Origin of the sequence: Paracoccus aminovorans (assembly GCF_001546115.1) — a bacterium.
GTDB classification, from domain to species: Bacteria; Pseudomonadota; Alphaproteobacteria; order Rhodobacterales; family Rhodobacteraceae; genus Paracoccus; species Paracoccus aminovorans_B.
On sequence record NZ_KQ955208.1, the window covers coordinates 1046937 to 1073131 of the forward strand.

General features: G+C 68.0%; 24 protein-coding genes. 8 read left to right on the forward strand and 16 right to left on the reverse strand.

The features are described from left to right. The first annotated feature begins 48 nt into the window (after positions 1-48). Positions 49-888 carry an NAD(P)H-binding protein gene (locus ASV56_RS05460; protein ID WP_062561110.1) on the forward strand — a complete coding sequence of 280 codons (840 nt, stop codon included), beginning with the start codon at positions 49-51 and terminating at the stop codon, positions 886-888. Here the strand turns inward: ASV56_RS05460 and ASV56_RS05465 are convergent. From ASV56_RS05465 to ASV56_RS05485, 5 genes are all read right to left on the reverse strand, one after another. After that, on the reverse strand, positions 885-3281 hold the full coding sequence (locus tag ASV56_RS05465; RefSeq protein WP_062561111.1) for an ATP-dependent helicase: 2397 nt from the start codon (positions 3279-3281) through the stop codon (positions 885-887). The genes ASV56_RS05460 and ASV56_RS05465 overlap by 4 nt on opposite strands. A 54-nt stretch (positions 3282-3335) precedes the next feature. Further along, positions 3336-4316: a GTP cyclohydrolase FolE2 gene (folE2, locus tag ASV56_RS05470; RefSeq protein WP_062561112.1), complete on the reverse strand. Its 981-nt coding sequence runs from the start codon at positions 4314-4316 to the stop codon at positions 3336-3338. A 91-nt stretch (positions 4317-4407) separates the two neighbouring features. Beyond that, positions 4408-5580 (reverse strand): O-succinylhomoserine sulfhydrylase, encoded by a 1173-nt coding sequence (gene metZ, locus ASV56_RS05475; RefSeq protein WP_062561113.1) that lies wholly within the window; start codon positions 5578-5580, stop codon positions 4408-4410. A 59-nt stretch (positions 5581-5639) separates the two neighbouring features. Next, positions 5640-6257, reverse strand: a complete 618-nt coding sequence (locus tag ASV56_RS05480) for an inner membrane-spanning protein YciB (RefSeq protein WP_062561114.1) — start codon at positions 6255-6257, stop codon at positions 5640-5642. Positions 6258-6311: 54 nt separating this feature from the next. Further along, a complete protein-coding gene (locus ASV56_RS05485; protein ID WP_253879878.1) occupies positions 6312-7475 on the reverse strand; it encodes a DUF1223 domain-containing protein in 1164 nt (387 codons plus the stop codon). 262 nt (positions 7476-7737) lie between these two features. On the opposite strand from ASV56_RS05485, the gene acnA reads away from it, so the two are divergent. Then, positions 7738-10518, forward strand: coding sequence for an aconitate hydratase AcnA (acnA, locus tag ASV56_RS05490; RefSeq protein WP_062561116.1), 2781 nt, complete (start codon positions 7738-7740; stop codon positions 10516-10518). 36 nt (positions 10519-10554) lie between these two features. On the opposite strand, the gene ASV56_RS05495 is transcribed toward acnA, so the two are convergent. From ASV56_RS05495 to rpsD, 3 genes are all read right to left on the reverse strand, one after another. Further along, entirely contained in the window at positions 10555-11217 is a 663-nt protein-coding gene (locus ASV56_RS05495; RefSeq protein ID WP_062561117.1) for a ZinT family metal-binding protein, read from the reverse strand. A gap of 124 nt (positions 11218-11341) precedes the next feature. Continuing rightward, entirely contained in the window at positions 11342-11947 is a 606-nt protein-coding gene (locus tag ASV56_RS05500; RefSeq protein WP_062561118.1) for a hypothetical protein, read from the reverse strand. A gap of 205 nt (positions 11948-12152) precedes the next feature. Next, entirely contained in the window at positions 12153-12773 is a 621-nt protein-coding gene (gene rpsD / locus ASV56_RS05505; protein ID WP_062561119.1) for a 30S ribosomal protein S4, read from the reverse strand. 190 nt (positions 12774-12963) lie between these two features. Here rpsD and ASV56_RS05510 point away from each other — a divergent pair, with 190 nt between their 5' ends. From ASV56_RS05510 to ASV56_RS05530, 5 genes are all read left to right on the forward strand, one after another. Further along, positions 12964-13344 carry a HesB/IscA family protein gene (locus tag ASV56_RS05510; RefSeq protein ID WP_062561120.1) on the forward strand — a complete coding sequence of 127 codons (381 nt, stop codon included), beginning with the start codon at positions 12964-12966 and terminating at the stop codon, positions 13342-13344. 82 nt (positions 13345-13426) lie between these two features. Next, complete coding sequence (tpiA, locus tag ASV56_RS05515) at positions 13427-14155, forward strand: triose-phosphate isomerase (RefSeq protein WP_062561121.1); 729 nt, start codon at positions 13427-13429, stop codon at positions 14153-14155. 136 nt (positions 14156-14291) lie between these two features. Further along, positions 14292-15338, forward strand: coding sequence for a methionine ABC transporter ATP-binding protein (locus ASV56_RS05520; RefSeq protein ID WP_062561122.1), 1047 nt, complete (start codon positions 14292-14294; stop codon positions 15336-15338). After that, positions 15328-16002 carry a methionine ABC transporter permease gene (locus ASV56_RS05525; RefSeq protein ID WP_062561123.1) on the forward strand — a complete coding sequence of 225 codons (675 nt, stop codon included), beginning with the start codon at positions 15328-15330 and terminating at the stop codon, positions 16000-16002. The genes ASV56_RS05520 and ASV56_RS05525 overlap by 11 nt, the downstream gene beginning before the upstream one ends. A gap of 15 nt (positions 16003-16017) precedes the next feature. Beyond that, a complete protein-coding gene (locus tag ASV56_RS05530) occupies positions 16018-16794 on the forward strand; it encodes a MetQ/NlpA family ABC transporter substrate-binding protein (protein ID WP_062562242.1) in 777 nt (258 codons plus the stop codon). Positions 16795-16926: 132 nt separating this feature from the next. Here ASV56_RS05530 and ASV56_RS05535 read toward each other — a convergent pair whose 3' ends face one another. Together ASV56_RS05535 and ASV56_RS05540 are read right to left on the reverse strand one after the other, a co-directional pair. Then, on the reverse strand, positions 16927-18429 hold the full coding sequence (locus ASV56_RS05535; RefSeq protein ID WP_062561124.1) for an acetyl-CoA hydrolase/transferase family protein: 1503 nt from the start codon (positions 18427-18429) through the stop codon (positions 16927-16929). A 135-nt stretch (positions 18430-18564) separates the two neighbouring features. After that, complete coding sequence (locus ASV56_RS05540) at positions 18565-18990, reverse strand: DoxX family protein (protein WP_082724740.1); 426 nt, start codon at positions 18988-18990, stop codon at positions 18565-18567. A 104-nt stretch (positions 18991-19094) separates the two neighbouring features. Between ASV56_RS05540 and ASV56_RS05545 the strand changes: the two genes are divergently transcribed. Next, entirely contained in the window at positions 19095-20006 is a 912-nt protein-coding gene (locus tag ASV56_RS05545) for a LysR family transcriptional regulator (RefSeq protein ID WP_062561125.1), read from the forward strand. Here ASV56_RS05545 and ASV56_RS05550 read toward each other — a convergent pair. From ASV56_RS05550 to ASV56_RS05575, 6 genes are all read right to left on the reverse strand, one after another. Continuing rightward, entirely contained in the window at positions 19969-21369 is a 1401-nt protein-coding gene (locus ASV56_RS05550; RefSeq protein WP_062561126.1) for an FAD-binding oxidoreductase, read from the reverse strand. The two genes, ASV56_RS05545 and ASV56_RS05550, sit on opposite strands and share 38 nt — an antisense overlap. Then, complete coding sequence (locus ASV56_RS05555) at positions 21369-21950, reverse strand: GNAT family N-acetyltransferase (RefSeq protein ID WP_062561127.1); 582 nt, start codon at positions 21948-21950, stop codon at positions 21369-21371. Before ASV56_RS05555 ends, ASV56_RS05550 begins: the two co-directional genes overlap by 1 nt. Next, positions 21950-23215 carry a M16 family metallopeptidase gene (locus tag ASV56_RS05560; protein ID WP_082724741.1) on the reverse strand — a complete coding sequence of 422 codons (1266 nt, stop codon included), beginning with the start codon at positions 23213-23215 and terminating at the stop codon, positions 21950-21952. The genes ASV56_RS05555 and ASV56_RS05560 overlap by 1 nt, the downstream gene beginning before the upstream one ends. Further along, complete coding sequence (gene thrC / locus ASV56_RS05565; RefSeq protein WP_062561128.1) at positions 23212-24600, reverse strand: threonine synthase; 1389 nt, start codon at positions 24598-24600, stop codon at positions 23212-23214. The genes ASV56_RS05560 and thrC overlap by 4 nt, the downstream gene beginning before the upstream one ends. A 9-nt stretch (positions 24601-24609) precedes the next feature. Next, positions 24610-25281: an SURF1 family protein gene (locus ASV56_RS05570; protein ID WP_062561129.1), complete on the reverse strand. Its 672-nt coding sequence runs from the start codon at positions 25279-25281 to the stop codon at positions 24610-24612. A 61-nt stretch (positions 25282-25342) separates the two neighbouring features. After that, a complete protein-coding gene (locus ASV56_RS05575) occupies positions 25343-26167 on the reverse strand; it encodes a cytochrome c oxidase subunit 3 (protein WP_062561130.1) in 825 nt (274 codons plus the stop codon). Between the last annotated feature and the right edge of the window lie 28 nt (positions 26168-26195).

A 26195-nucleotide genomic window follows, 5' to 3' on the forward strand; every position in this document is an offset into this window, starting at 1 on the left:
TTCGTAAGTTAGGCGCCTATCTTGCCCGGCACAAGAAGGAGAAACCCCATGACCATTGCCGTCACCGGAGCCACCGGCCAGCTGGGCCGCCTGACCATCGAGAAGCTGAAGACCCTGCTGCCCGCGGGCGAGATCGTCGCCCTGGCGCGCTCGCCGGAAAAGGCCGAGCTGGGCGTCGAGACCCGCGCCTTCGACTATGACCGGCCCGAGACGCTGGCGCCGGCGCTGGCCGGCGTCGCGCGGCTGGTGCTGATTTCCTCGAGCGAGGTCGGCAAGCGCGAAGCGCAGCACCGCGCCGTGATCGCGGCGGCCAAGGCCGCCGGCGTCGGGCAGATCGTCTATACCAGCCTGCTGCATGCCGACCGCTCGCCGCTGTCGCTGGCGGGCGAGCATGTGGCGACCGAGGCGGCGCTCGTGGAATCCGGCATTCCGCATGTGATCCTGCGCAATGGCTGGTATGCCGAGAACTATACCGGCGCGGTTCCGGCCGCCTTGCAGCACGGCGCACTGATCGGGGCGGCGGGCCCGGGCCGGATCTCGGGCGCGGCGCGGGCGGATTATGCCGATGCCGCGGCGATCGTGGCCGCGGATGGCAGCCACGCCGGCAAGACCCATGAGCTGGCAGCCGACGATGCCTGGACGCTGGCGGATCTGGCGGCCGAGGTCTCGCGCCAGAGCGGCAAGGACATCCCCTATCGCAACCTTTCCGAGGCGGATTATGCCGCGGCGCTGGTCGGAGCCGGGCTGCCGGAAGGGCTGGCGGCGGCGATCGCAAGCTGGGACGTGGGCGCCAGCCAGGGCGCGCTGTTCGACGACGGCCGGCAGTTGTCGGCGCTGATCGGACGGCCGACCACGCCCTTGGCGGATGTGGTCCGGGCCGCGCTCTAGAACGGCACGTCGTCGGTGGACGCGCCCGACGAGGCACCCGAGGCGGGCTGCACATAGCCCGCCTTGATGGTCTTGAAGCCGGTCGGGAATTCGACGGTCAGCGTGTCCTCGGCGATGCCCATCACCGTGCCATTGCCGAATTTCTGGTGGAACACCCGGTCGCCGACGGCAAAGCGCGCGGCCGGCTCGGCGTCGATGATGACCGGCGTGCGGTGCACGGGCTGTGTACGCGCGGTGGACCGTTCCTGCATGCGCTTCCAGCCCGGAGAATTGTAGACATCGGCCTTGGCGGCGCGGTCGTGCATGGACGACGCCGCGAAAGCCGCCGCCGCGCCATAGCCGCCGCCATAGAGGCCGGGGGGCGTCAGCACCTCGACGTGCTCCTCGGGCAATTCGTCGATGAAACGCGAGGGCAGCGAGGATTGCCATTGCCCATACATGCGGCGGTTGCCGGCAAAGGTGATGGTGGCCAGCTCCTCGGCCCGGGTGATGCCGACATAGGCCAGCCGGCGCTCCTCCTCGAGGCCCTTCATGCCGGATTCGTCCATGCTGCGCTGGCTGGGGAACAGCCCGTCCTCCCAGCCCGGCAGGAAGACGATGGGGTATTCCAGCCCCTTGGCGGCGTGCAGCGTCATGATGCTGACCTGCTCGGCCTGCTCGCCCTTGTCATTGTCCATGACCAGCGCGACGTGTTCCAGGAAACCTTGCAGGTTTTCGAACTCCTCCAGCGCCTTGACCAATTCCTTGAGGTTGTCGAGCCGGCCCGGCGCGTCGGGCGATTTGTCGTTCTGCCACATCGCGGTATAGCCGGATTCGTCCAGGATGCGCTCGGCCAGCTCGACGTGGTTCACGCGGGCGTCCAGCGCGTCGGCGTGCCAGCGGCCCATGGCTTGCGTGAACTGGCGCAGGGCGCCGGCGCCCTTGCCGCCCAGCGCGCCCACCGCCACCGCCGAGGCGGCGCCTTCCAGCAGCGACAGGCCGCGCTCGCGCGCCTCGGCCTGGATGGTCTGCACCGCCTTGTCGCCCAGGCCGCGCTTCGGCACGTTCACGATGCGCTCGAACGCGAGGTCGTCGGTGGGGCTGACCGCCAGCCGGAAATAGGCCATGGCGTCGCGGATTTCCTGGCGTTCGTAGAAGCGCGGCCCGCCGATCACCCGATAGGGCAGGCCGATGGTCATGAAGCGGTCCTCGAAGGCGCGCATCTGGTGGCTGGCGCGCACGAGAATGGCGATGTCGTTCAGGCTGCGCCGGCCGACGCTGTGGCGGTGGCCGCCGTGGAAGGCCTCGATCTCCTCGCCGATCCAGCGCGCCTCGGCCTCGCTGTCCCAATGGCCGATCAGGCGCACCGGCTCGCCGCCCTCGGCATCGGTCCAGAGCGTCTTGCCCAGCCGCCCCTTGTTCGACGCGATCAGCCCCGAGGCCGCGGCCAGGATATGCGGGGTCGAGCGATAGTTCTGCTCCAGCCGGATCACCTGGGCGCCGGGGAAATCGCTTTCGAAGCGCAGGATGTTGCCGACCTCGGCGCCGCGCCAGCCATAGATCGACTGGTCGTCGTCGCCGACGCAGCAGATGTTGCGATGCGCCTGGGCCAGCAGCCGCAGCCACATGTATTGCGCGACGTTGGTGTCCTGGTATTCGTCGACGAGGATATAGCGGAACCGCTCCTGCCACTGGCGCAGCACGTCCGGGTGGGCCTGGAAGATGGTGACGCAATGCATTAGCAGGTCGCCGAAATCGACGGCGTTCAGCTCGAGGAGCCGGCGCTGATAGGCGGCATAGAGCTTGCCGCCCCAGCCGTCGAAGGCACGTTCCTCGCCCTTGGGCAGCCGGGCGGGGGTGATGCAGCGGTTCTTCCAGCCGTCGATCAGCCCGGCCAGTTGCCGCGCCGGCCAGCGCTTTTCGTCGATGTTCTCGGCCGCGATCAGCTGCTTCATCAGCCGGATCTGGTCGTCGGTGTCGAGGATGGTGAAGCTGGGCTTCAGGTGCAATTCGGCGTCGCCGACCAGCTCGGCATGGCGGCGCAGGATCTTGACGCTGACGCTGTGGAAGGTGCCGAGCCAGGGCATGCCCTCGACCATCTCGCCCAGCAGGCGGCCGATGCGATCCTTCATCTCGCGCGCGGCCTTGTTGGTGAAGGTCACGGCCAAGATCTGCCCCGGCCGCGCGCGGCCCAGGGTCAGCAGATGCGCGATGCGGGTGGTCAGCGCCCGGGTCTTGCCGGTCCCTGCCCCGGCCAACAGCAGGACGGGGCCGTCCAGCGCCTCGACCGCCGCGCGTTGCGCCGCGTTCAACCCCTCCAGATAGGGCGCCGGCCGCGCCGACATGGCGCGCTGCGAAAGCGGCACCGGGGCGGCGGCGGCCTCGAAGGCGTCGGAATCGTCGAAATCGCTCATGCCGGCAGCATAGCGACGACGGGCCGCCGAGGGAAGCCCGTGTTCACGGCTTGTTCACGCCCGCAGCCCGGCAAAGATCGACGGATCCAGGCTGACCTGCGCGAAGGTCTCGCCCTGGGTCAGCACCGAGACCGCGTCATGCGAATGCAGCGATTCCTGGTGGCTGGCGACGACGCGGAAATCGCCGATGCGCGGCTCGGCCATCAGTTCGCCGGCAAAGGCGCGCACGGCATCCTCGACGAAGATCGGGTTCGCCGCGTTCAGCTCGGCAAAGGCCTGCTCGTCCTCGCGTTTCACCATGACCTGGGTTTCCGTGGCGACGGCGCGGCGGCAGAGGTCGACCATATCCTCGAACCACAGCGTATCGCCATGCATCACCACCGAGATGCGCGCCACCGAACGCTGCGAATGCGGCGTCGCCAACTGGCCGCGCATCTGGCGGGCATGTTCGCTGAGCTCCAGCGAGCAGGGGCAGGTCGAGGAATAGACATAGTCGAAATGCATGATGCGCAGCCGGTGGCCGGCGCGCTCGACCAGCTCCAGCGCCACGTCGTAATACTGCCAGCCCGACAGGCCCGAACGCAGCGATTCGACCCGGATCGGGTAGCTGAGCCGCATCTGGATGCGGGCATCGAAACTGTCCAGGTCGGACTTGTAGTCGTCCAGCGCCGCCTGCAGCACCCGCATCGAGAACTGCTTTTCGGCATGGGCATAGAACGAGCGCATGATGCGGCTCATGTTGATGCCCTTGCGGTCGGCCTCCAGGCTGACGGTACCGGTGACGCTGGTTTCCAGCGTGATGTCGCCGCCCAGATGCGTCGAATCGGGCCGGGTCTCGTAGCGGATCGGCAGGCGGAAGTTCGAGATGCCGACATGCTGGATCGGCGCGCGGGCGCCCACGATCAGGCTGGCCGGACCATTCTGCAGGTCCGGCAGGCTGGCCTTGTAGGCGTCGTCCACGCGGAAATCACTGGGGTATTCGCGCGACAGCGCCGGATAGGCGCGTTCGGTGGCGACGGGGCGGGCCTCGGTCATCGTCGTCTCCCTGGGGCAGGTCCGGCTGCAATGTGGGCATTATACAGCCAAAACAAAAGGGGCGTCCGACTTAATGCGGATGCACCCGGGTTCAGGCCAGCGCCTGACGCAGATCGTCGATCAGATCGTCGGCATGTTCCAGCCCGACCGACAGCCGCAGCAGGCCCGGGGTGATGCCCAGGCCCTCGCGCACCTCGGGGGTCAGGCGCGAATGCGTCGTGGTTGCGGGATGGGTGACGATCGACTTGGCATCGCCGAGGTTGTTCGAGATCTCGAAGACCCGCAGCCGGTCCATGGCGGCGAAGGCGGCCTCCTTGCTGCCGACATCGGCGGCGATCATCGTGCCGCCCGCCCCCATCTGGCGCTGCACCAGATCGAATTGCGGATGGTCGGGCAGGCCCGGATAGACCACCCGGGTCACGCCGGCCATGTCCTGCAGCGCCCGGGCCAGCGCCAGGGCGCTGTCGGTCTGGGCCCGGACCCGCAGGTCCAGCGTGTTCAGCCCGTTCAGCATCAGCCAGGCGTTGAAGGGGCTGATCGCGGCGCCGGTGTGTTTCAGATAGGGCTCGGCCACCTCGCGCACGAATTGCCGGGTGCCGCAGATCACGCCGCCCAGGCAGCGCCCCGAGCCGTCGATGTGCTTGGTCGTGGAATAGACCACCACGTCGGCGCCCTGCTCGACCGCGCGGCTGTAGACCGGGGTGGCGAAGACGTTGTCGACCACGACCAGCGCGCCCACGGCCCGGGCCAGCGCGGCGACGCCCGCGATATCGACCACCTCCAGCGTCGGGTTCGAGACCGATTCGAAGAACACCGCACGGGTGTCGGGCCTGATCGCCGCACGCCACTGGTCAAGGTCGGTGCCGTCGACATAGCTCACCTCGACGCCGAAGCGGGTCAGCACGTCGAGCACATAGAGACACGAGCCGAACAGCGCCCGGGAGGACACGATATGGTCGCCGGGCTTGGCGAAGCACATCAGCGCGCCATTCACCGCCGCCATGCCCGAGGCGGTGGCAAAGGCGTCCTCGGTGCCTTCCAGGCTGGCGATCCGGTCCTCGAACATGCGCGAGGTCGGGTTGCCGTAGCGGGCATAGATGAATTCGTCCGGGCCGGCCTTGATGAAGCGCGCTTCGGCCTGCTCGGCGCTGTCATAGGCAAAGCCCTGGGTCATGAACAGCGCCTCGGCCATCTCGCCATATTGGCTGCGGCGGATGCCGTGGTGGATGGCGCGGGTGCGGGGGTGCAGGGACTTGTCAGACATGGCGCGGACTCCTTGGGGCTGAATCCCCGATACGCCCCCGCCGCCGGCCGATCAAGGCGTCACTGATCCCCGGGCAGGGCGTAGCGTTCGAAAAGCCGGGCGTTCAGCACGAAGAAGGCCACCATGATCGCCGGCAGGCCGAAGGTCTTGAAGTTGACCCAGGCGGTTTCCGACATCAGCCGCCAGACCAGTTCGTTGGCAAGCGCCAGGCCCAGGAACAGCGCCACCATGCGGATGGTCAGGATGCGCCAGCCCTCGGCGCGCATCGGCAGCGCCTCGGACATGACCAGTTGCAGCCAGTTGCGGCCCAGCGCCAGGCTGATGCCCAGGAGACCCGCGAAGAGCAGGTAGATCAGCGTCGGCTTCATCTTGAAGAATTTCGGGTCGTTGAGCCAGACCGATAGCCCGCCGAAGACCACGACCAGCGCCAGCGTCGCGATCTGCATCGGCGCCAGCTTGCCGGTCAGCCGCCACAGCACCAGGGTCGAGGCGACCAGAACCGGGATGAAGACCAGCGTCGCCAGGATGAAGCCGGAATAGTCCCGTCCGCCAAAGCTGACCACGTGGTCGCGAAAGCGCGAGAAGACCAGGAAGAACAGGATCAGCGGCCCGAATTCCAGCGCGGCCTTGAGCCAGGGGTTGATCTTGCGGGCGTCGGACTTGCGGGCATCGGACACGGGCAGAGGTTCCTTTCATCGGCGGGATGCGCGCTTGTGCCCCGGATGGCGGGTTCAGTCCAGCCGGATCGCGGCCAGGATCGGGCCGCTGGCGGCGCGCGGGTCGCCCTCGCCCAGCTCCTGCGCCAGGATGGCATGGCGGGTGTCGGTGGGGAAGGCGTCGCCGCTTTGCGGATCGGGCTTCACGGTCATGCGCAGCGGCGCGCGGCCATCCCATTCGGCGACGCGCTCGGCCGCCAGGACGACATTGCGATAGTTCAGCGCCACGCCGCGGTTCTCGCCGGCCTTGATCGTGACCTTGCGGGCCGGGGCATAGCGCACCAGGATGATCGCCACCCGGTCGCGGATCGCGCCGCGCGGCGTCAGCTCGATGCGATAGCCTTCCGCCTGCTGGCTGGACGAGACCATGACCATGGGCGGGCGCGCCATCTGGCCCTGCACCAGCCCCATCAGCTCGGCCGGGCGCAGCGCGATCAGCGTGTCGCTGCCGCCGACGATCATCTGCGGGGTATAGATCGCCCGCTCGCCCGACTGATGCGCATAGGCCTGCTGGCGGCGGGTGAATTCGGGCCGGGCGAATTCGTCCGCCCAGCCGAGATAATCCCAGTAATCGACATGCCAGGACAGTGCCAGCACGTCGTCGCGGTCAGCCAGATCGCCCAGCATCTCGTCCGCGGGGGGGCAGGACGAACAGCCCTGCGAGGTGAAAAGCTCGACCACCACCGGCGGATGATCGATCGGGCCCAGCATGCGGCGGGCCTGCACCTCGGCGAAGGCGGCGACGCCGGGACCGGCCAGGTCCACGGGTTGCATCGGCGGCAGCAGGTCGGCGGGCAGGCCCGGCTCGCCCTCGGGCGCCGGGATCAGGCCGATGATGCCGTCATCCTCGGGCTCGGCGGGGGCGGAGGGTTCGGGACCGTCCGCGAGAGCGGCATCGGTCGGCGCGTCCATCGGCGCGGCGGGCGCCGTGCCCATCGGCGCCGAGGGCGGGTCCGACAGGGTCGAGACGCCGACATGATCCGCACCCATCCCCATGCCGCCGGCGACATTTTCGCCCGGGCCGCCACCCATGCCGCCACCGTCCTGCGCCAGCGCCGGCACCCCGGCCGCCAGCGCCAGGACCAGCGCCAGGATCCGCGTCCCGCCCGCCAGGCCCGGCACCCGGGCACGGGGTTTCCCGGACTCCGGTCCTGTCCTGTTGTCGCGAGTCTTCGGCATTGTCCTGTGCATTCCCGGCCCTTCCGATGCGGGTCAGCTAACCCGGCCGGGGCACGGACGACAAATCAATGCTTTGTTAGCGCCCCGTTCCGGCGCCGTGACCGTGTTGCAAATCCCACAACCCCGTCCCGCCGGCGGCCAAATCGGTATACTTTAGCATACAATTCGGCGCCGCCCCTCTTGAACCGCTCCGGGAAAAGGCGCACATGGTCAGTAAGCACCGCCATCAGCCACCTTTTTTCAGAAGATAGGGAGCCGGGACATGCCCATCGAAACAGGAACCGACACCGCCGGGACGCGCCGCCAGCTTCAGGTCGGCGGCGCGAATGTCGCCTATTACTCCATCGCCGCCGCGACCGAGGCCGGCCTGGGCGACTTTTCGCGCCTGCCCGCCTCGCTGAAGGTGGTGCTGGAAAACCTGCTGCGCTTCGAGGACGGCGGCCGCACGGTCAGCGTCGATGACATCAGGGCCTTCGCCGAATGGGCGGAAAAAGGCGGCCAGAACCCGCGCGAGATCGCCTATCGCCCGGCCCGCGTGCTGATGCAGGACTTCACCGGCGTGCCGGCCGTGGTCGACCTGGCCGCGATGCGCGACGGCATCAAGGCGCTGGGCGGCAACCCGCAGCGGATCAACCCGCTGAACCCGGTTGACCTGGTCATCGACCACTCGGTCATGGTCGACGAATTCGGCACGCCCCGCGCCTTCCAGATGAACGTCGACCTGGAATATCAGCGCAACATGGAGCGCTATACCTTCCTGAAATGGGGGCAGAACGCCTTCAACAATTTCCGCGTGGTGCCGCCGGGCACCGGCATCTGCCATCAGGTGAACCTGGAATACCTGGCGCAGACGGTCTGGACCGACACCGACCAGAACGGTGTCGAGGTGGCCTATCCCGACACGCTGGTCGGCACCGACTCGCATACGACGATGGTGAACGGCCTTGCCGTGCTGGGCTGGGGCGTCGGCGGCATCGAGGCCGAGGCGGCCATGCTGGGCCAGCCGATCTCGATGCTGATCCCCGAGGTCGTCGGCTTCAAGATCACCGGCGCGCTGCGCGAGGGCGTGACCGCCACCGACCTGGTGCTGAAGGTGGTGCAGATGCTGCGCAAGCACGGCGTCGTCGGCAAGTTCGTGGAATTCTACGGCGACGGGCTGGACCACATGCCGCTGCCCGACCGCGCCACCATCGCCAACATGGCCCCCGAATACGGCGCCACCTGCGGCTTCTTCCCGATCGACAACGAAACCCTGCGCTATCTGCGCCAGACCGGCCGCGACGAATCGCGCATCGCCCTGGTCGAGGCCTATGCCAAGGAGAACGGCTTCTGGCGGACGCCGGATTACGCGCCGGTCTACAGCTCGACGCTGGAACTGGACCAGGCCGACGTCGTTCCGGCGATCTCGGGCCCGAAACGGCCGCAGGACCACGTCGCGCTGACCGATTCGGCCAAGGCGTTCCGCGACTATATCCTGGGCATGCGCCCGGCACCCTCGGCCCCCAAGGCCGAGAAAGAGCTGATGACCCGCGAAGGCGGCGCCCCCGATCCCAAACCGTCCGAGATTCCGGGCGGCCATCACGGCCACCTGAACACCGGCACCGTCGAGGGCCAGGACTATACCCTGCGCGACGGCTCGGTGGTGATCGCGGCGATCACCTCCTGCACCAATACCTCGAACCCCTATGTGCTGATGGCGGCGGGCCTCGTCGCCCGCAAGGCGCGCGCGCTTGGCCTGACCAGCAAGCCCTGGGTCAAGACCTCGCTGGCGCCCGGCAGCCAGGTGGTCGAGGAATACCTGAAGGCGGCGGAGCTGCAGGACGACCTGGATGCACTGGGCTTCAACCTAGTCGGCTTCGGCTGCACCACCTGCATCGGCAACTCCGGCCCGCTGGCGCCCGAGATCTCGAAATCGATCAACGAAAACGACCTGGTCGCGGTCTCGGTCCTGTCCGGCAACCGCAACTTCGAGGGCCGGATTTCGCCCGACGTGCGCGCCAACTACCTGGCCTCGCCGCCGCTGGTCGTGGCCTATGCCATCGCCGGCGACATGAACATCGACCTGACCACCCAGCCGCTGGCCCATACGCCCGAAGGCCAGCCGGTGTTCCTGAAGGACATCTGGCCGACATCGAAAGAGGTCGCGGAGCTGGTCGAAAGCATCGTCACCCGCGAGATGTTCCAGCAGAAATACGCCGACGTGTTCAGGGGCGACGCGCGCTGGCAGGCGGTCGAGGTGACCGACAGCGAGACCTACGACTGGCCGCCGAGCTCGACCTATATCCGCAACCCGCCCTATTTCCAGGGCATGGGCCCGCAGAAGGGCCGGATCCACAATATCGACGGCGCCCGCATCCTGGCGCTGCTGGGCGACATGATCACCACCGACCACATCTCGCCGGCCGGCTCCTTCAAGCCGACCACGCCGGCCGGGAAATACCTGACCGAGCACCAGGTCGCGCCGCGCGACTTCAACAGCTACGGCTCGCGCCGGGGCAACCACGAGGTCATGATGCGCGGCACCTTCGCCAATATCCGCATCCGCAACGAGATGCTGGAGGGCGTCGAGGGCGGCTATTCCAAGGGACCGGACGGCCAGCAGACCTCGATCTACGACGCGGCCATGGCCTACAAGGACGCGGGCATCCCGCTGGTGGTGATCGGCGGCATCGAATATGGCGCGGGCTCCAGCCGCGACTGGGCGGCCAAGGGCACCAACCTGCTGGGCGTCAAGGCGGTCATCGCCGAGAGCTTCGAGCGCATCCACCGCTCGAACCTGGTCGGCATGGGCGTGATCCCCTTCGAGTTCACCGGCGGCGACAACCGCAAGTCCCTGGGGCTGACCGGCGACGAGGTGATCTCGATCGACGGCCTGGAAGGCGACTTCAAGCCGCTGTCGCTGGTCCCGGCGACGATCCGCTATGCCGACGGCACCGTGAAGGTGATCCAGCTCAAGGCCCGCGTCGATACCGAGGTCGAGATCGAATATCTCGAAAACGGCGGCGTGCTGCATTACGTGCTGCGCAATCTGGCGAAAGCCTGAGCCGCGAAAGGCCCCGGGAAACCGGGGCCTTTTCCTTCAATGCGCCTGCATCTCCTCGACGATCTGCCGCGGCGTCAGCGCGGCCGGGTAATAGGTCGGCCAGTTCGTCACCTCCTCCAGCAGCTTCGCCCGGTCGTTGCCCATGTAGAGGTGGTAGTGATCGGCCTTGGCCGGCGCGATCTTGTGGTCGCTGAACTGGAACCAGCCCGGCGCGTCCGCATCGCCCGAAACCTTCCTGAAGATGAAGCGCACGCCTCGGTTGCCCTTGGCATAGGTCAGGATCTCGTGCCCGTCCGAGGCATATTGCCCGGTCAGGACCTCGTCGCCGGCATGGAAGCTGACGGTGTCGCCGTGGATCTCGATCCGCTCGACCTCGGTGCGATAGCCGGTGTCGTAATAGGCCTTGTATTCGGCGGCGGTCTTGTCGCCATGCTCGGCCTTGTGCGCCATCACCGGGTCCAGCGTGCCGTCCTGCAGCAGCGGATAGACCGACTGCCAGTCGCCCTCCCAGTCCGACAGCGGCCGGTCGGCGACCTGGGCATCCTCGAAATAGCCCTTCTCGATCTGGGCCTGCTGCGGGTCGCCATGGCTGTGGTCATGGCCATGCTCGTGGCTGTGCCCCTTGCCCTGCTCGGCCATGCCCGGCCCTGCCGCCAGCAGCAGCGCCAAGGCCGCCGCACCCCATCCGATCCCTCGCATCGTCTCGCTCCATTTAGTTACGTTATTACATAACTAAATGGCTGCGGCACCCGGCGCAAGCCCCGAAAAGCAAAAGGCCGCACGCCTGCGCGCACGGCCCCCGAACCCCGCTGCGCGCGAAGCCCTATTCCTCGGCGCAATACCACATTGTGCCGCTCACCGCGGCCGAGCCGATCACCATCGACCCCACCGCGACCGGCGAGGCCGCGACGCCCATCGCCGCCGCCCCCGCCGCCTCCAGCGTGCCGACCATCGAGCCCGAGGTCGCGGCCAGGATCGTCGCCCCGGGCCGCTGCGTCACCGCGTCATAGCCGGCGACGGCCAGCGCATTGGCATTGCGGAAGGTCGCCTGCCGGGTCGAATTCACCCGCTCGCAGAAGGTCTTGCGGCACAGCGCATTGCCCTTGCGCGCGCCCTTCTGCGCCCCGATGTAGGTGTCCCCGGCCTTGTCCCACAACAGGCAATAGCTGCCGTCGTCGGCCATCTGGTTGCGGCGCAGGATCTCGCGCAGGGTGACGTAGCCCGGGCAGGAAATCCGCCCCCAGCCCGAGAGATTCTTCTCGAGCCGCCCGACATTCTCGCGGAATTCGGCGTCGCGGACATAGTTGATCTCGGTCTTCTCGCCCGCGATCGAGGTCTCGCAGGTCCAGAGCTTCTCCTCGGCCGCAGGCTTCTCCTGCGCCGCCGCCGGCAGTGCCAGCACCGCCATCAAAACCGCCACAAGCCGCATCGCATCCTCCGAGATCTGTCCGCGCAGCCCCTCATTCCAGACCGCGGGCCGAGGCCGCAATCCACGGGATCGTTACCAGCCCCGGCTGTGGCCCTGGGGGCACGGCCCCCGCTTCTTTGCTCCCGAAATACCCCCGCGACCGTGCCGCAAAACGAAAAGGCCGCCCCCGAAGGGACGGCCCTGCAACCCGTCTGACCCGAAAGGATCAGTTCTTGGCGTAGAACTCGACGACCAGGTTCGGTTCCATCTGCACGGCATAGGGCACGTCGCCCAAGGCCGGCTGGCGCACGAAATTCGCGGTCATCTTGTTGTGGTCGACTTCCAGATAGTCAGGCACGTCACGCTCGGTCAGCGCGACGGCTTCCAGCACGATGGCCAGCTGGCGCGAACGCTCGCGGATCGAGATCACGTCGCCTTCCTTGACGCGGTAGGAGGCGATGTTCACGCGCTTGCCGTTCACTTCCACGTGGCCGTGGTTCACGAACTGGCGGGCGGCAAAGATGGTCGGCACGAACTTGGCGCGATAGACCACGGCGTCCAGGCGGCGCTCCAGCAGGCCGATCAGGTTCTCGCCGGTGTCGCCCTTGACGCGCTCGGCTTCCGCATAGATGCGGCGGAACTGCTTCTCGGTCAGGTCGCCGTAATAGCCTTTCAGCTTCTGCTTGGCGCGCAGCTGGGTGCCGAAGTCCGACAGCTTGCCCTTGCGGCGCTGGCCGTGCTGGCCCGGGCCGTATTCGCGCTTGTTCAGCGGCGACTTGGCGCGGCCCCAGATGTTTTCGCCCATGCGGCGGTCGATCTTGTACTTGGCAGCGGTGCGTTTGGTCATCGCTGATCTCCTTCTTTCACGTTGTCGAAGGGCGTTGTCCTTTGGCATAATGCCCGACAGGGTTCCCCTTGCGGGGTCCACCAACACCAATGAAGCGGCGCTTATAGCCGCCCCGCGACCAGAGTCAAGCACCCCTTGAGCGGCAGCCCCGACGCCCCTAGATAAAGGGCAGCGAACAAGGAAGTCCCCGATGTTTTCCATCCCCGGCAAAAGTCCCGTCACCATCACCCAAGCGGCCGAGCGCCAGATCGCCCGGCTGATGGCCGCGAAATCCGCCAGCGGGCTGCGCATCGGCCTGAAGAAGGGCGGCTGCGCCGGCATGGAATACACCATGGAACTGGCCGAGACCGCCTCGCCCGGCGACGAGGTCGTCGAACAGGGCGCGGCGCGGGTGCTGATCGCCCCCACCGCGCAGATGTATCTGTTCGGGACCGAGATCGACTACGAGACCGGCATGCTCGAATCCGGCTTCAGGTTCCGCAATCCGAACGTCACCGACGCCTGCGGCTGTGGCGAATCGGTCAGCTTCGCCATCGCCGGCAACACCGCGGGTGCCGCGCCAAAGCTCTAGCGTGCCGGGCGTTAGCGCAGACATCCTTGATCCGCCCCGGCAGCCGGCCTAATCCCCTGGCAGCACAACAAGGGAGAGGCTGATGGCCCCGCGCAAACTCGCCGCCGGCAATTGGAAGATGAACGGAACCCTGGCCGCGCTGGCCGAGATCGACGCCATCCTGGCGCAACCGGCGGGCTGCGACGTGCTGATCTGCCCGCCCGCGGTGCTGGTCCAGGCCGTGGCCGCCAAGGGCATCGCCACCGGCGGCCAGGACTGCCATGCGAAAGCCTCGGGCGCCCATACCGGCGACATCGCCGCCCAGCAGCTGAAGGACGTGGGCGCGAGCCACGTCATCCTCGGCCATTCCGAGCGCCGCACCGACCATGCCGAGACCGACGCCCAGGTCGCCGCCAAAGCCGTCGCCGCGCATGAGGCCGGCCTGGTCGCGGTGATCTGCGTCGGCGAGACCGAGGCGCAGCGCGACGCGGGCCAGACGCTGGACGTGATCTCGGCCCAGCTCGCCGGTTCGGTGCCCGACTGCGCCACGGCGGCGAACACGGTGATCGCCTATGAGCCGGTCTGGGCCATCGGCACCGGCCGCACCCCGACGAACGACCAGATCGCCGAGGTCCATGCCCTGATGCGCGACCGCCTGGCCGCGCGCTTCGCCGACGGCGCCGACTTCGCCCTGCTCTATGGCGGTTCGGTCAAGCCGGGCAATGCGGCGGAAATCTTCGCCATCCCGCATGTGAACGGCGCGCTGGTCGGCGGCGCCAGCCTCAAGGCCAGCGACTTCGGCCCCATCGTCGCCGCGCTTTCCGCAGCGTAATCCCCGCGAAAGGAACGCCATTCCACCACCCGGGCCGGGTTTGGAATGGCATTGCCCCTTTGCGCGTCCCCTGCCCCTTGCCAAGCCCGGCCCGCCGGGCATAGGTCTGCGGCTGACATTCAAGGCACCGGGGCAGATGGCAGAGCCGGCAATCTCATTCCAGGGCGTGACGCGCCGCTATCCGCAAAAGGGCGGCAGCGACGTGGTGGCGCTGCACGACATCTGGCTGGACGTGCCGCAGGGCGCGATCACCGGCATCATCGGCCGCTCGGGCGCCGGCAAGTCGACGCTCTTGCGCATGGTGAACGGGCTGGAACGCCCCAGCTCGGGCAAGGTGATCGTCAACGACCACGACGTCGGCGCCGCCACCGGCACCGCGCTGCGTCGCGTCCGGCGCGAAGTCGGGATGATCTTCCAGCATTTCAACCTGCTCGCCAGCCGAACCGTCAGCGAAAACATCGCCCTGCCGCTGGAGATCGCCGGGGTCGATGCCGCAAAGATCGCCCCGCGCGCCGCCGAGTTGACCGAGCGCGTCGGCCTGACCGCCCAGGCGAACCGCTATCCGGCCGAGCTCTCGGGCGGGCAGAAGCAGCGGGTCGGCATCGCCCGGGCGCTCGCCACCGGCCCGCGCGTGCTGTTGTCGGACGAGGCGACCTCGGCCTTGGACCCCGACACCACCCGACAGGTGCTGGAGCTCTTGCAGGCGATCAACCGCGACCTCGGCCTGACCATCCTGCTGATCACCCATGAAATGGCGGTGGTGCGCGACATCTGCAGCCATGTCGCGGTGATCGAGGCCGGCCGCATCGTCGAGACGGGCGAGACCTACGACGTATTCTCGAAGCCCGCCCATGCCACCACGCGCTCGTTCCTGACCGGGGTGACCGGCGTCGCGGTGCCGCAATTCGTCGCCGGCCAGATGCGGGAGGCGCCGCAGGGCGCCGACGCGCAGGCGGTGGTGCAGATCACCTTCATCGGCGCCCATGCCACCGACCCGATGCTGGCGCGGCTGACCGCCGAACGCGGCGTCGGCGTCAACATCCTGGCCGGCGCCATCGAGGAAATCGGCGCCCGCCCCTTCGGCAGCCTGATCGTCGGCCTGCCCGCCGCGCGGCTGGACGAATCGCAGGCCTTCCTCGAGGAACACGGGCTTCTGACCGAGGTGCTGGGCTATGTCGGCTAACCTGATCCCGATCCTGTGGGAAGCCACGCTGCAGACGCTCTACATGGTCGCCATGTCGACGCTGCTCGGCACGCTGATCGGCGGGCCGCTGGGCGTGTTCCTGGCCACCTCGCGCCGGGGCGAGCTGCTGTCCGCGCCCTGGCTGAACACGGTGCTGGGCCTCGTGGTGAATGCGGCGCGCTCGACGCCCTTCATCATCCTGGTGGTGGCGATCATCCCCTTCACCCGGATGATCGCCGGCACCTCGATCGGGACCACGGCGGCCATCGTGCCCTTGACCATCGCGGCCGCCCCTTTCATCGCCCGGCTGATCGAAACCGCGATCCGCGAGGTCGATGCCGGCCTGATCGAGGCCGCCCGCGCCATGGGCGCCACGCCGGGCCAGATCGTCCGCAAGGTGCTGATCCCCGAGGCCATGCCCGGCATCATCCTGGGCCTGACGCTCGCCGTGGTCAGCCTGATCGGCTATTCCGCCATGGTCGGCGCGGTCGGCGGCGAAGGCCTGGGCGATCTCGGCATCCGCTACGGCTACCAGCGCTTCATGCCCGAGGTCATGCTGGCGGTGGTCGTCATCCTGATCGTGCTGGTGCAACTGGTGCAAAGCTGCGGCGAATGGATCGCCTCCCGCTTCGACAAACGCGCCCCGCGCAACCGGGGCCAATAACCGAAAGGACATATGATGCGTAAGATCGCCCTTCTCGCTTCGGCATTCGCGCTGACGGCCGCCATGGCCTCGGCCGAGGAAATCAAGGTCGGCGTCTCGGTCGGCGAGCATGCCGAGATCATGGAAGAGGTGGCCAAGGTCGCTGCCGCCAAGGGGCTGACCATCGACATCGTCGAGTTCACCGATTACGTGGTGCCGAACCAGGCGCTGAACGACGGCGACCTGAGCGCCAACAGCTTCCAGCACCAGCCCTATCTGGACAACCAGATCAAGGACCGCGGCTTCGATCTGGTGACCATCGGCAAGACCATCACCACGCCGATGGGGGTCTATTCCGAAAAGCTGAAATCGCTGGACGATCTGCCCGAGGGCGCCAAGGTGGCGATCCCGAACGACCCGACCAACGGCGGCCGCGCCCTGCTGATCCTGCAGGCCAAGGGGCTGATCAAGCTGGCCGAGGGCACCGGGCTGACGCCCTCGCCGCTGGATGTCTCCGAGAACCCGAAGAACCTGAAGTTCCTGGAACTCGAGGCCGCGCAACTGCCGCGCACCCTTGCCGATGCCGACATCGCCGTCATCAACACCAATTACGCGCTGGACGCCGGGTTGAACCCCAACGAGGACGCCATCGCCATGGAACAGGCCGACAGCCCCTATGCCAATGTCATCGTGGTGCGCAAGGCCGACGAGAATGCGGATTGGGCCAAGGAGCTGGTCGAGGCCTATCACGATCCGGCGGTGAAGACCTTCATCGAGGAGAAATACCAAGGCGCCGTCATCCCGGCCTGGTGAGCTTCTTTGTTCTGAAAATACCCCGGGGGACGCCGATCCGACCCCATCGAGGGGTCGGATCGGCGGGGGGCAGAGCCCCCGCCACCGCCTGACACGCAACGCGCCCGCGCAGGATCGCCGGGCGCGTCTGCCTTATTCCGGCCTCATGCTGCCGGTGCGGCGCAGCCGATCGTGCCAGCTCAGCGCCTCCTCGATCACATGCGGCGTATGCCCGCCGCGCGCCAGCGCCCGCGCGTGGTAATCCGCCAGCGCGTCGCGCCATTCGGGGCCCACGCAATGGGCCAGGATCACCCGCGCCCGCTCGCGCGGGGCAAGGCCGCGCAGATCGGCCAGCCCCTGCTCGGTCACCAGGATATCCACGTCATGCTCGGTATGGTCAACATGGCTGACCATCGGCACCACCGAGGAGATCCGCCCGCCCTTGGCCATGGATTTCGTCACGAAGACCGACAGATAGGCATTCCGCGCGAAATCGCCCGAGCCGCCGATGCCGTTCATCATCTGCGTGCCCATGACATGGGTCGAGTTCACATTGCCGTAGAGGTCGAACTCCAGCGCCGTGTTGATGCAGATCAGCCCCAGCCGCCGCACCACCTCGGGGTGGTTCGAGATCTCCTGCGGCCGCAGCACCAGCCTGGGCTTGTAGTCCTGGAACCGCGCCATCACCTCGGCATATTTCGGCGCCGACAGCGTGATGGACGAGCCCGAGGCAAAGACCATCTTGCCCGCATCCATCAGGTCGAAGGTCGAATCCTGCAAGACCTCGCTATACATCGTCAGGTCGTGGAACGGGCTGTCGATGAAGCCGTGCAGCACCGCATTGGCAATGGTGCCGATGCCGGCCTGCAAGGGATGCAGATGGCCGGGCATCCGGGAATGCGCCACCTCGTTCTTCAGGAACTCGGTCAGGTGGCCGGCGATGGCGCGGGTCTCGGCGTCCGGGTCCAGCACGGTCGAGGACGAGTCGAGCTTGGTCGAGACGACGATGGCCGCGATGCGCTCGGGCGGCACCGGGATGAAGGGATAGCCGACCCGGCTTTCCGGCGCCACGACTGGGATCGGCGTCCGGGTCGGGCGATAGGTCGGGATATAGATGTCGTGCAGCCCCTCCAGCGTCTCGGGCTGGCTCAGGTTGATCTCGACGATGACCTTGTCGGCCAGCAGCGCGAAACTGGCCGAATTGCCGACCGAGGTGGTGGGCACGATGCCGCCCTGCTCGGTGATCGCCACCGCCTCGATGATGGCGATGTCCACCGGCGGCAGCTGGCAGGTGCGCAGCTGCTCGACCGTCTCGGACAGGTGCTGGTCGATATACATCACCTCGCCCGCATTGATGGCGCGGCGCAGGGCCGGGTCGGACATGAAGGGGATGCGGCGCGACAGGAGATGCGCCTCGGCCATGGTCTTGTCGAGGTCGTTGCCAAGCGAGGCCCCGGTCATCAGCGTGACCTTCATCGGCTCACGCTTCGCGCGCTCGGCCAGGGCCATCGGCACCGCCTTGGCCTCGCCCGCGCGGGTAAAGCCGGACATGCCCAGCACCATGCCGTCGCGGATCAGGCCGGCGGCCGCCTCGGCGCTGACCACGCGGTCGCGCAAACCGGCGTGGCGGATACGATGCAGATAATCCTGGTTCATGAGCCCCTCCCTGATGCCGCGATGCTTAGGCTCAAACGGCTGCAACGACAAATCAACCCTGCCATGCGCGCAGGGAAAAGGCCGGCCCCGGGGCCGGCCTTCGCAGCAAGATTGCGCAGGCGTTACGAAACCGATTCAGCGGCGCTTGCCCAGCGACCAGGCCCCGTCGCCCAGCAGCGCCAGCGCCAGCATGGTCACGGCCCAGAACACCGGGTACTCCCAGCCGCCGCCCGGGTTGCCGAAGCCGAAGCCGTTCGCCGCATGGCCGAACCAGGCCGCACCCAGCAGCACCGCCGCCAGGACCAGCGCGACATGGCGCGTCGCAATGCCGGCGATCAGCGCCAGGCCGCCGGCGATCTCCAGCACCATGGTCAGATATCCCAGCGCGCCGGGCAGGCCCAGCGACTGGAAATAGCCCGCCGTGCCCGCCGGGGTGAAGACCAGGAGCTTGGTCAGCCCGTGGACCAGGAACCAGGCCCCGGCCAGCAGGCGCAGCAGCAGGGCGGCCAGGTCGGCCCGGTTTTCGCTGGCGGCCAAGCCGCCGTGGTTGAGGGTGCTCATCGCGATTGTCCTTGAAACCTGTTCACTGCCGGCAAGATAGCGCTTGGCCATTTTCGCAGAAATGGCCATATTCATGGAAACATTGTCGCCATGACGGGGATTTCATGGACAGGATCGACGGCATCCGCGCCTTCGTCGCCGTGGTGGACGCGGGCTCGTTCACCCGGGCCGGCGAAAGGCTGGGGATCTCGAACAAGCTGGTCAGCAAATATGTCGCGGCGCTGGAGGGGCAGCAGGGCGTGACGCTGCTGAACCGCACCACCCGCGCGCTGTCGCTGACGCCTTCGGGCGAGCGTTACCTGATCGCCGCGCGCCGGGTGCTGGCCGCGATGGAGGAGCTCGACGCCCAGGCCAGCGCCGAGGAGGGCATGCTGACCGGCCGGCTGCGCATCACCGCCCCGGTCACATTTGGCGAGATGTTCGTGACGCAGCTGACCCGCGACTTCACCCGCGCGCATCCGGGCATCAGCATCGACCTGCATCTCAGCGACCGCTACGTCGATCTTGCGGCCGAGGGCTTCGATCTGGCGCTGCGCATCGGGCAATTGCCCGATTCCAGCCTGATCGGCCGCCGCATCGGCCAGACCGAGGCCTGGGCCGTCGCCAGCCCCGCCTATCTGGCCCGCCATTCGCGCCCGACCCATCCCGAGGCGCTGCGCGACCACGTCTGCATCCGCGACAGCAATGCCCAGTCGCCCGGCCGTGCCGCCTTCCTGATCGAGGGCAAGGCGGTCAGCGTCGCCCTGCCCGGCCAGATCACCGTGAACAGCGCCCAGGCCGTGCGCCGGCTGGTGCTGGAGGGCGAGGGGCTGGGGCTGATCCCCGGCTTCGTCGTGGCCGAGGACGTCGCCGCCGGCCGGCTGGAACGGCTGCTGCCGGGCTACGGGCGGCCGCAGCTGGACATCCAGGCCCTGTATCTGCCGCAACCCTTCATCGCGCCGCGGCTCTCGGCCTATCTCGACCACCTGCGCGCGGCGCTTACGCCGCTGCTGAAAGCACCGCCCCCGGGTTCATGATGCCCAAGGGATCCAGCGCCTGCTTGATCGCCCGCATCGCCGCCAGCCGCGCCGGGTCGCCCCAGCGCTCCAATTCGCCGACCTTCAGCCGGCCGACGCCATGCTCGGCCGAGAAGGAGCCGCCGCGCGCCACCACCATCTCATGCACCAGCGCCGACAGCGCCTTGCGGCGGTCGTCGTATTCTCCGCGCTGGCGGCCGGGCGCCGGGAACAGGTTGTAATGCAGGTTGCCGTCGCCGAGATGGCCGAAGCAGTTGATCCGCACCCCCTCGCCCGCCAAGGCCGCGCCGGCATCGCGGATGAAGCCGGCGATCTCCGACAGCGGCAGGCTGATGTCATGGCTGGCGATGGCGCCGATGCGGCGGTTCGCCTCGGGGATATGCTCGCGCAGGTGCCAGAAATCCGCCGCCTGCTGACCCGACTGGGCGATCACGCCGTCCAGCACCAGCCCGCGCTCCATGGCCTCGATCAGCAGCCCCTCCAGCGCCTCGTCCGGGGCCAGCCCGGCGGGCAGGCCGACCTCGACCAGCACCGACCAAGGGACGCCCGGCAGCGGCTGGCGGATCTCGGGCAGCACCTCGGACAGGAAGGCCAGCCCCTGCCCGCCGATCAGCTCGAAGGCGGTGACGCCGCCGGCCATGCGGCCCTCGGCCAGCGACAGAAGCGTCAGCGCCGCCTCGGGGCCCGGCACCTGCAGCATGGCAAGGCCCTGGTTCGGCGGCGGCACCACCAGCTTCAGGCTGGCGGCGGTGACGATGCCCAGCGTGCCCTCGGCGCCGATCAAAAGGTCGCGGATGTCGTAGCCGGTGTTGTCCTTGCGCAGCCGCTTCAGATCGTGGACGATGGACCCGTCGGGCAGCACCGCCTCGACCCCCAGGCACAGCGCCCGCGCGGTGCCATAGCGCAGCGCGGTGACGCCGCCGGCATTGGTCGCAAGGCAGCCGCCGATGGCCGCCGTGCCCTGGCTGGCCAGCGACAGCGGGAACAGCCGACCCGCGCCCGCCGCCGCGTCGCGCACGGCTTGCAGCGTCATGCCGGCCTCGGCGACCAGCACGTTTTCCTCGGGCCAGATGCCGCGCAACGCGGTCATGCGTTCCAGCGACAGGATCAGCGGCGCCGGCCCCTCGGGCATGACCTGACCCGAGACCAGCCCGGTGCCGCCGCCGCGCGGCACGATGCCGACCCGCGCCGCGGCGCAGGCGCGCACCACGGCCGCGACCTCATCGGTGTTGCGCGGCGCGGCAACCAGGCCGGCCCGGCCGAAATAGCGGCCGCGCGGCTCTTCCAGATAGGCCGGAGCGACCGGGCGCAGCACGCCATCGGGCAGGCGCGCGGCCAGCGTTTCGTCGGCGGGATTGAGCATCAGCGCACCTCGGTCTTGCCGCGCCGGTCGTGGCGCAGGTTGGAATACAGCACATGGTTGCGCCAGCGGCCGTTGATCTGCAGATAGCTTTGCGCCACGCCCTCGTATTTGAAGCCGGCGCGTTCCAGCACCCCGCGCGAGGGCGTGTTCTCGGGCAGGCAGGCGGCCTCGATCCGGCTGAGGTCCATCTGCGAAAACGCATGGTTGACCAGCGCGCCGATGGCCTCGCGCATGTAGCCCTGGCGGGCGAAGGACTGGCCGATCCAATAGCCGATGGTGGCCGATTGCGCCGGGCCGCGGCGAATGTTGTCCAGCGTGATCGCACCCAGCAGCGTGCCGTCGCGGCGGATCAGGAACAGCGGCAGCGCGGTGCCGTTGCGGCTGGCGCGCAGCGCCCAATAGACCCGGTTGGTGAAGCTGCGCTTCGACAAGTGGTCGGCGGCCCAGACCGGCTCCCACGGCGTCAGGAAGGCGCGGCTTTCCACGCGCAGCGCCACCCAGGGGCCGAAATCCTGATGTGCGGGCAGGCGCAGCAGCATCCGCTCGGTCTCGAGACTGGGCGGACGCCTTCGGCCGAACATCAGGCGGCAAGCCTCGCGGCCAGTTCCTCGCGCGTGGGCGCCGCCTTGACCGGGCCGTAAAGCGCCAGCGCCGGGCGGGCATTGCCCAGCAGTTGCCGGGCATGGCCGCGGATCTGCGCCACGGTCACGGCGTCGATGCGCTCGGCCACCTCGGCGGCATCGGGCACCCGGCCCCAGATCGCCAGCGACCGCGCCATGCGCTCGGCCTGGCCGGTCGGGCTTTCCAGCCCCATCAGCAGCCCGGCCTTCATCTGCGCCCGAGCGCGGGCGATCTCGGCCTCGGTCATGTCATCGGCCGAGCGTTTCAGCTCGTCCACGGTCAGCATGGCCAGATCCGCCACCTGGTCGCCCGAGGTGCCCGCATAGATCGTCACCATGCCGGTGTCGTCGTGGAAACCGGACTGCGCGAAGATCGAATAGCACAGGCCCTTTTCCTCGCGGATCTTCTGGAACAGGCGCGAGGACATGCCGCCCCCCAGGGCCGAGGTCCAGATCTGCGCCGCGTAGAAATCGGCGTCCTGATAGCCCGGCCCCTCGAAACCCAGGGCGAAATGCGCCTGTTCCAGCTTCTTGACGCGCCGCGCCTCGGCGCCCTGCCAGCGGGCGGGCTCGCGCGTGGTGCCGGCGCGGGTGGCCAGGCCGCCGAAGATCGCCTCGACCTGGCGCAGGATGCGGTCGTGGTCCACGGCGCCGGCGGCGGCGACGATCATGCGTTCCGGCCCGTAATGCTCGCCGATGAAGCGCGAGAGGTCGTCGCGGGTGAAATGGCTGACCCGCTCGGCCGGGCCCAGGATGGTGCGGCCCATGGGCTGGTCGGGATAGGCCGCCTCTTGCAGCCAGTCGAAGATCACGTCGTCGGGCGTGTCCAGCGACTGGCCGATCTCTTGCAGGATCACGCCGCGTTCGACCTCGATCTCGCGCGGCTCGAAGACCGGGTTCAGCACGATGTCGGAGATCACGTCCAGCGCCAGCGACACATCGCCCGCCAGCACCCGCACGTAATAGCTGGTCACGTCGCGCGAGGTATAGGCGTTGATATAGCCGCCGACATTCTCGATGGTCTCGACGATTTCCAGGGCCGAGCGCGTGGCCGTGCCCTTGAAGGCCATGTGTTCCAGGAAATGCGCGATGCCGTTCTGTTCGGCGCGTTCGTCGCGGCAACCCGCGTTGACCCAGATGCCGATGGCGGCGGAATGCAGGCCGGGCATGTCGCGGGTGACGACGCGCAGGCCATTCGGCAAGGTGCTGATGCGGGGTTCGGTCAAGCTGCTCTCCGTTCAAGGATCAGCGATTTAAGCCTATCCGCGTCGTTTTCAATACGGGTGATGCGTTCGGCGCGCTCGAACAGGTCGGCCATCTGCGGCGGCAGGCCCGGGCGGAAGCCGATGGCCTGTTCCACCGCATCGGGGAACTTCGCCGGATGCGCCGTCGCCAGCGTCACCATGGGCACGCCGGGGCGCAGGTTCTCGCGGCCGATTTTCACGCCGACGGCGGTATGCGGGCAGATCACCTCGCCGGTCTCGGCGCGGATGGTGGCGATCATGGCCAGCGTTTCCGCTTCGGACACGCGGCCCGAGGCATAGGTCTCGCGCAGCGCCTGCAGCGCGCCCTGGCTGATGGCGAAGCCGCCGGATTTCAGCTCGTCCATCAGCTGCGAGATGGCGCCGCCGTCGCGGCCGTAGGCCAGCCACAGCGCGCGTTCGAAGTTCGAGCTGACCTGGATATCCATCGACGGGCTGATCGAGGGCTGCGCCTCGCCGACCCGGTATTCGCCGGTCGAAAGCGCCCGGTGCAGGATGTCGTTCTGGTTCACGGCCGCGACCAGCCGGCCGATGGGCAGGCCCATCTGCTTGGCGATGGAGCCGGCGAAGATGTCGCCGAAATTCCCGGTCGGCACGCTGAAGTCCACCTCGCGCCCCGGTGCGCCCAAGCTGACGGCGGCGGTGAAGTAATAGACGATCTGCGCCAGCACCCGCGCCCAGTTGATCGAGTTGACGCCCGCCAGCCCCACCGCGTCGCGGAAGGCGTGGTCGTTGAACAGATCCTTCAGCCGCGCCTGGCAATCGTCGAAGGTGCCGTCGACGGCCAGCGCATGCACATTGGCTTCCGAAGGCGTGGACATCTGCCGGCGCTGCACCTCGCTGACGCGGCCATGCGGATACATGATGAACACGTCGACATTCGGCAGGCCCCGGAACGCCTCGATCGCGGCCGAGCCGGTGTCGCCGGAGGTTGCGCCCAGGATCGTCACCCGGCTGCCCGACCGCGCCAGCGCCAGCTGGAACAGCTGGCCGATCAGCTGCATGGCGAAGTCCTTGAAGGCGATGGTCGGCCCGTGGAACAGTTCCAGCAGGTGATGGCCCGGCGCCAGCTGCACCAGCGGCGCGCGGGCGACATGGTCGAAGCCGGCATAGGCCCGCGCGATGGCGCCCTTCAGCTCGTCCTGCGAAAAGCTGTCGCCGACGAAGGGGGTAACGATGCGCAGCGCGACGTCCTCATAGGGCAGCCCTTCGAGCGCGGCGATCTCGTCGGCCGAGAACATCGGCATGGCCTCGGGCAGATACAGCCCGCCGTCGCGCGCGAGGCCGGTCATCATCGCCTGTTCGAAGTCCAAGACCGGAGCCCGCCCCCGGGTAGATACGTAACGCATCGCGTCCCCCTAGAATTTCCGCTGCCTGATACGCCAGATCAGGGCGACTGTCATCCCTGCCCAGACCGCGGCGAACATGAACCATTGCACGGCATAGCCCAGGTGGTTGTTCGGGATGCCCTCGACCGCGACCGGGATCGGCGCGACACCCTGCGCGTCGCCCCGCACCTCGGCCGCGACGACCAGCACCGGCGCGGTCCCGAGCTGCGCCGCCATGGCGGGCACGTCGCGGGCGAACCAGATGTTCTCGGACAGGTTCGGCGCGGGCGTGGCGCTGCCCTTTTCCTCGGGCCAATGCAGGTTGCCGGCGACCTCCAGCCGCACCGGCGGGCGCGGGTCGCGCTTGTGGTCCTGGTCGATGAAGCCGCGGTCCACGAGGATGCGGCGCCCGTCATCCAGCACGAAGCCCGAGACGACCTGGTAGCCGCCGCCGGATTCGCGGGTGCCGGACAGCACGTCGATCTCTTCCCCCGTGGTCCGGCCCGAGACCAGCACCGGCATGTATTTCATCGTGGGATCGACGGCGGCGGGCAAGGGCACGGCCTGGCCGTGGATGCCGCTTTCGATGCGGGCGATCATGCCCTCTTTCCACTCCAGCCGCTTGAGCTGCCACAGGCCCAGCGAGATCAGGATGGCGCAGCCGAGCACACCGACGATCAGCGGAAAGACATAGCGGCGCATCGGGGTCTCCAACGAAAAACGGCGCGGGACCGGGCCCCGCGCCGCCAGATTGCCGCCGGGCTCAGCGGCCCCAGATATAGATCACGACGAAGAGGAACAGCCAGACCACGTCGACGAAGTGCCAGTACCAGGCCGCGGCCTCGAAGCCGACATGCTGCTGCTGCGTCATCTGGCCGCGGATCAGCCGGATCAGGCAGACGAACAGGAAGATGGTGCCGATGATGACATGGGCGCCGTGGAAGCCGGTCGCCATGAAGAAGGTGCCGGCATAGACCGTGTCGGCCATGCCGAAGGCGGCGTGGCTGTATTCATAGGCCTGCAGCCCGGTGAAGCACAGGCCTAGGATGACGGCGACGATCAGCCCGTTGATGGTGGTCTTGCGGTCGCCCTCATGCACGAAGGCATGGTGCGCCCAGGTCACGGCGACGCCCGACAGAAGCAGGATCAGCGTGTTGATCAGCGGCAGGTGCCAGGGATCGAAGGTCACGATGCCTTCCGGCGGCCAGACGCCGTCCTTGATCGGGCTGTCCGGCCCCATCGGATAGAGCGCGTTCTTGATGAAGGCCCAGAACCAGGCGACGAAGAACATCACCTCGGACATGATGAACAGGATGAAGCCGTATTGCAGGCCGATGCGCACGACCGGGGTATGCTCGCCCGACTCGCCTTCCTTCACCACGTCGGCCCACCAGCCGAACATGACATAGAGCACGGCCACGAAGCCGATCAGGAACATCCAGGGCCCCTCGACCGGGGCACCGAAGACGGTGATGCCCTTCATCCAGGCCACCGCGCCGGTCAGCATGACGAAGGCGGCGATCGCGCCGAGGAACGGCCAGATCGAGGGTGGCAGGATCTGATAGTCGTGGTTCTTTACATGGGCCATGGCTGCGTTCCCGGCTGTTGCTGCTGGT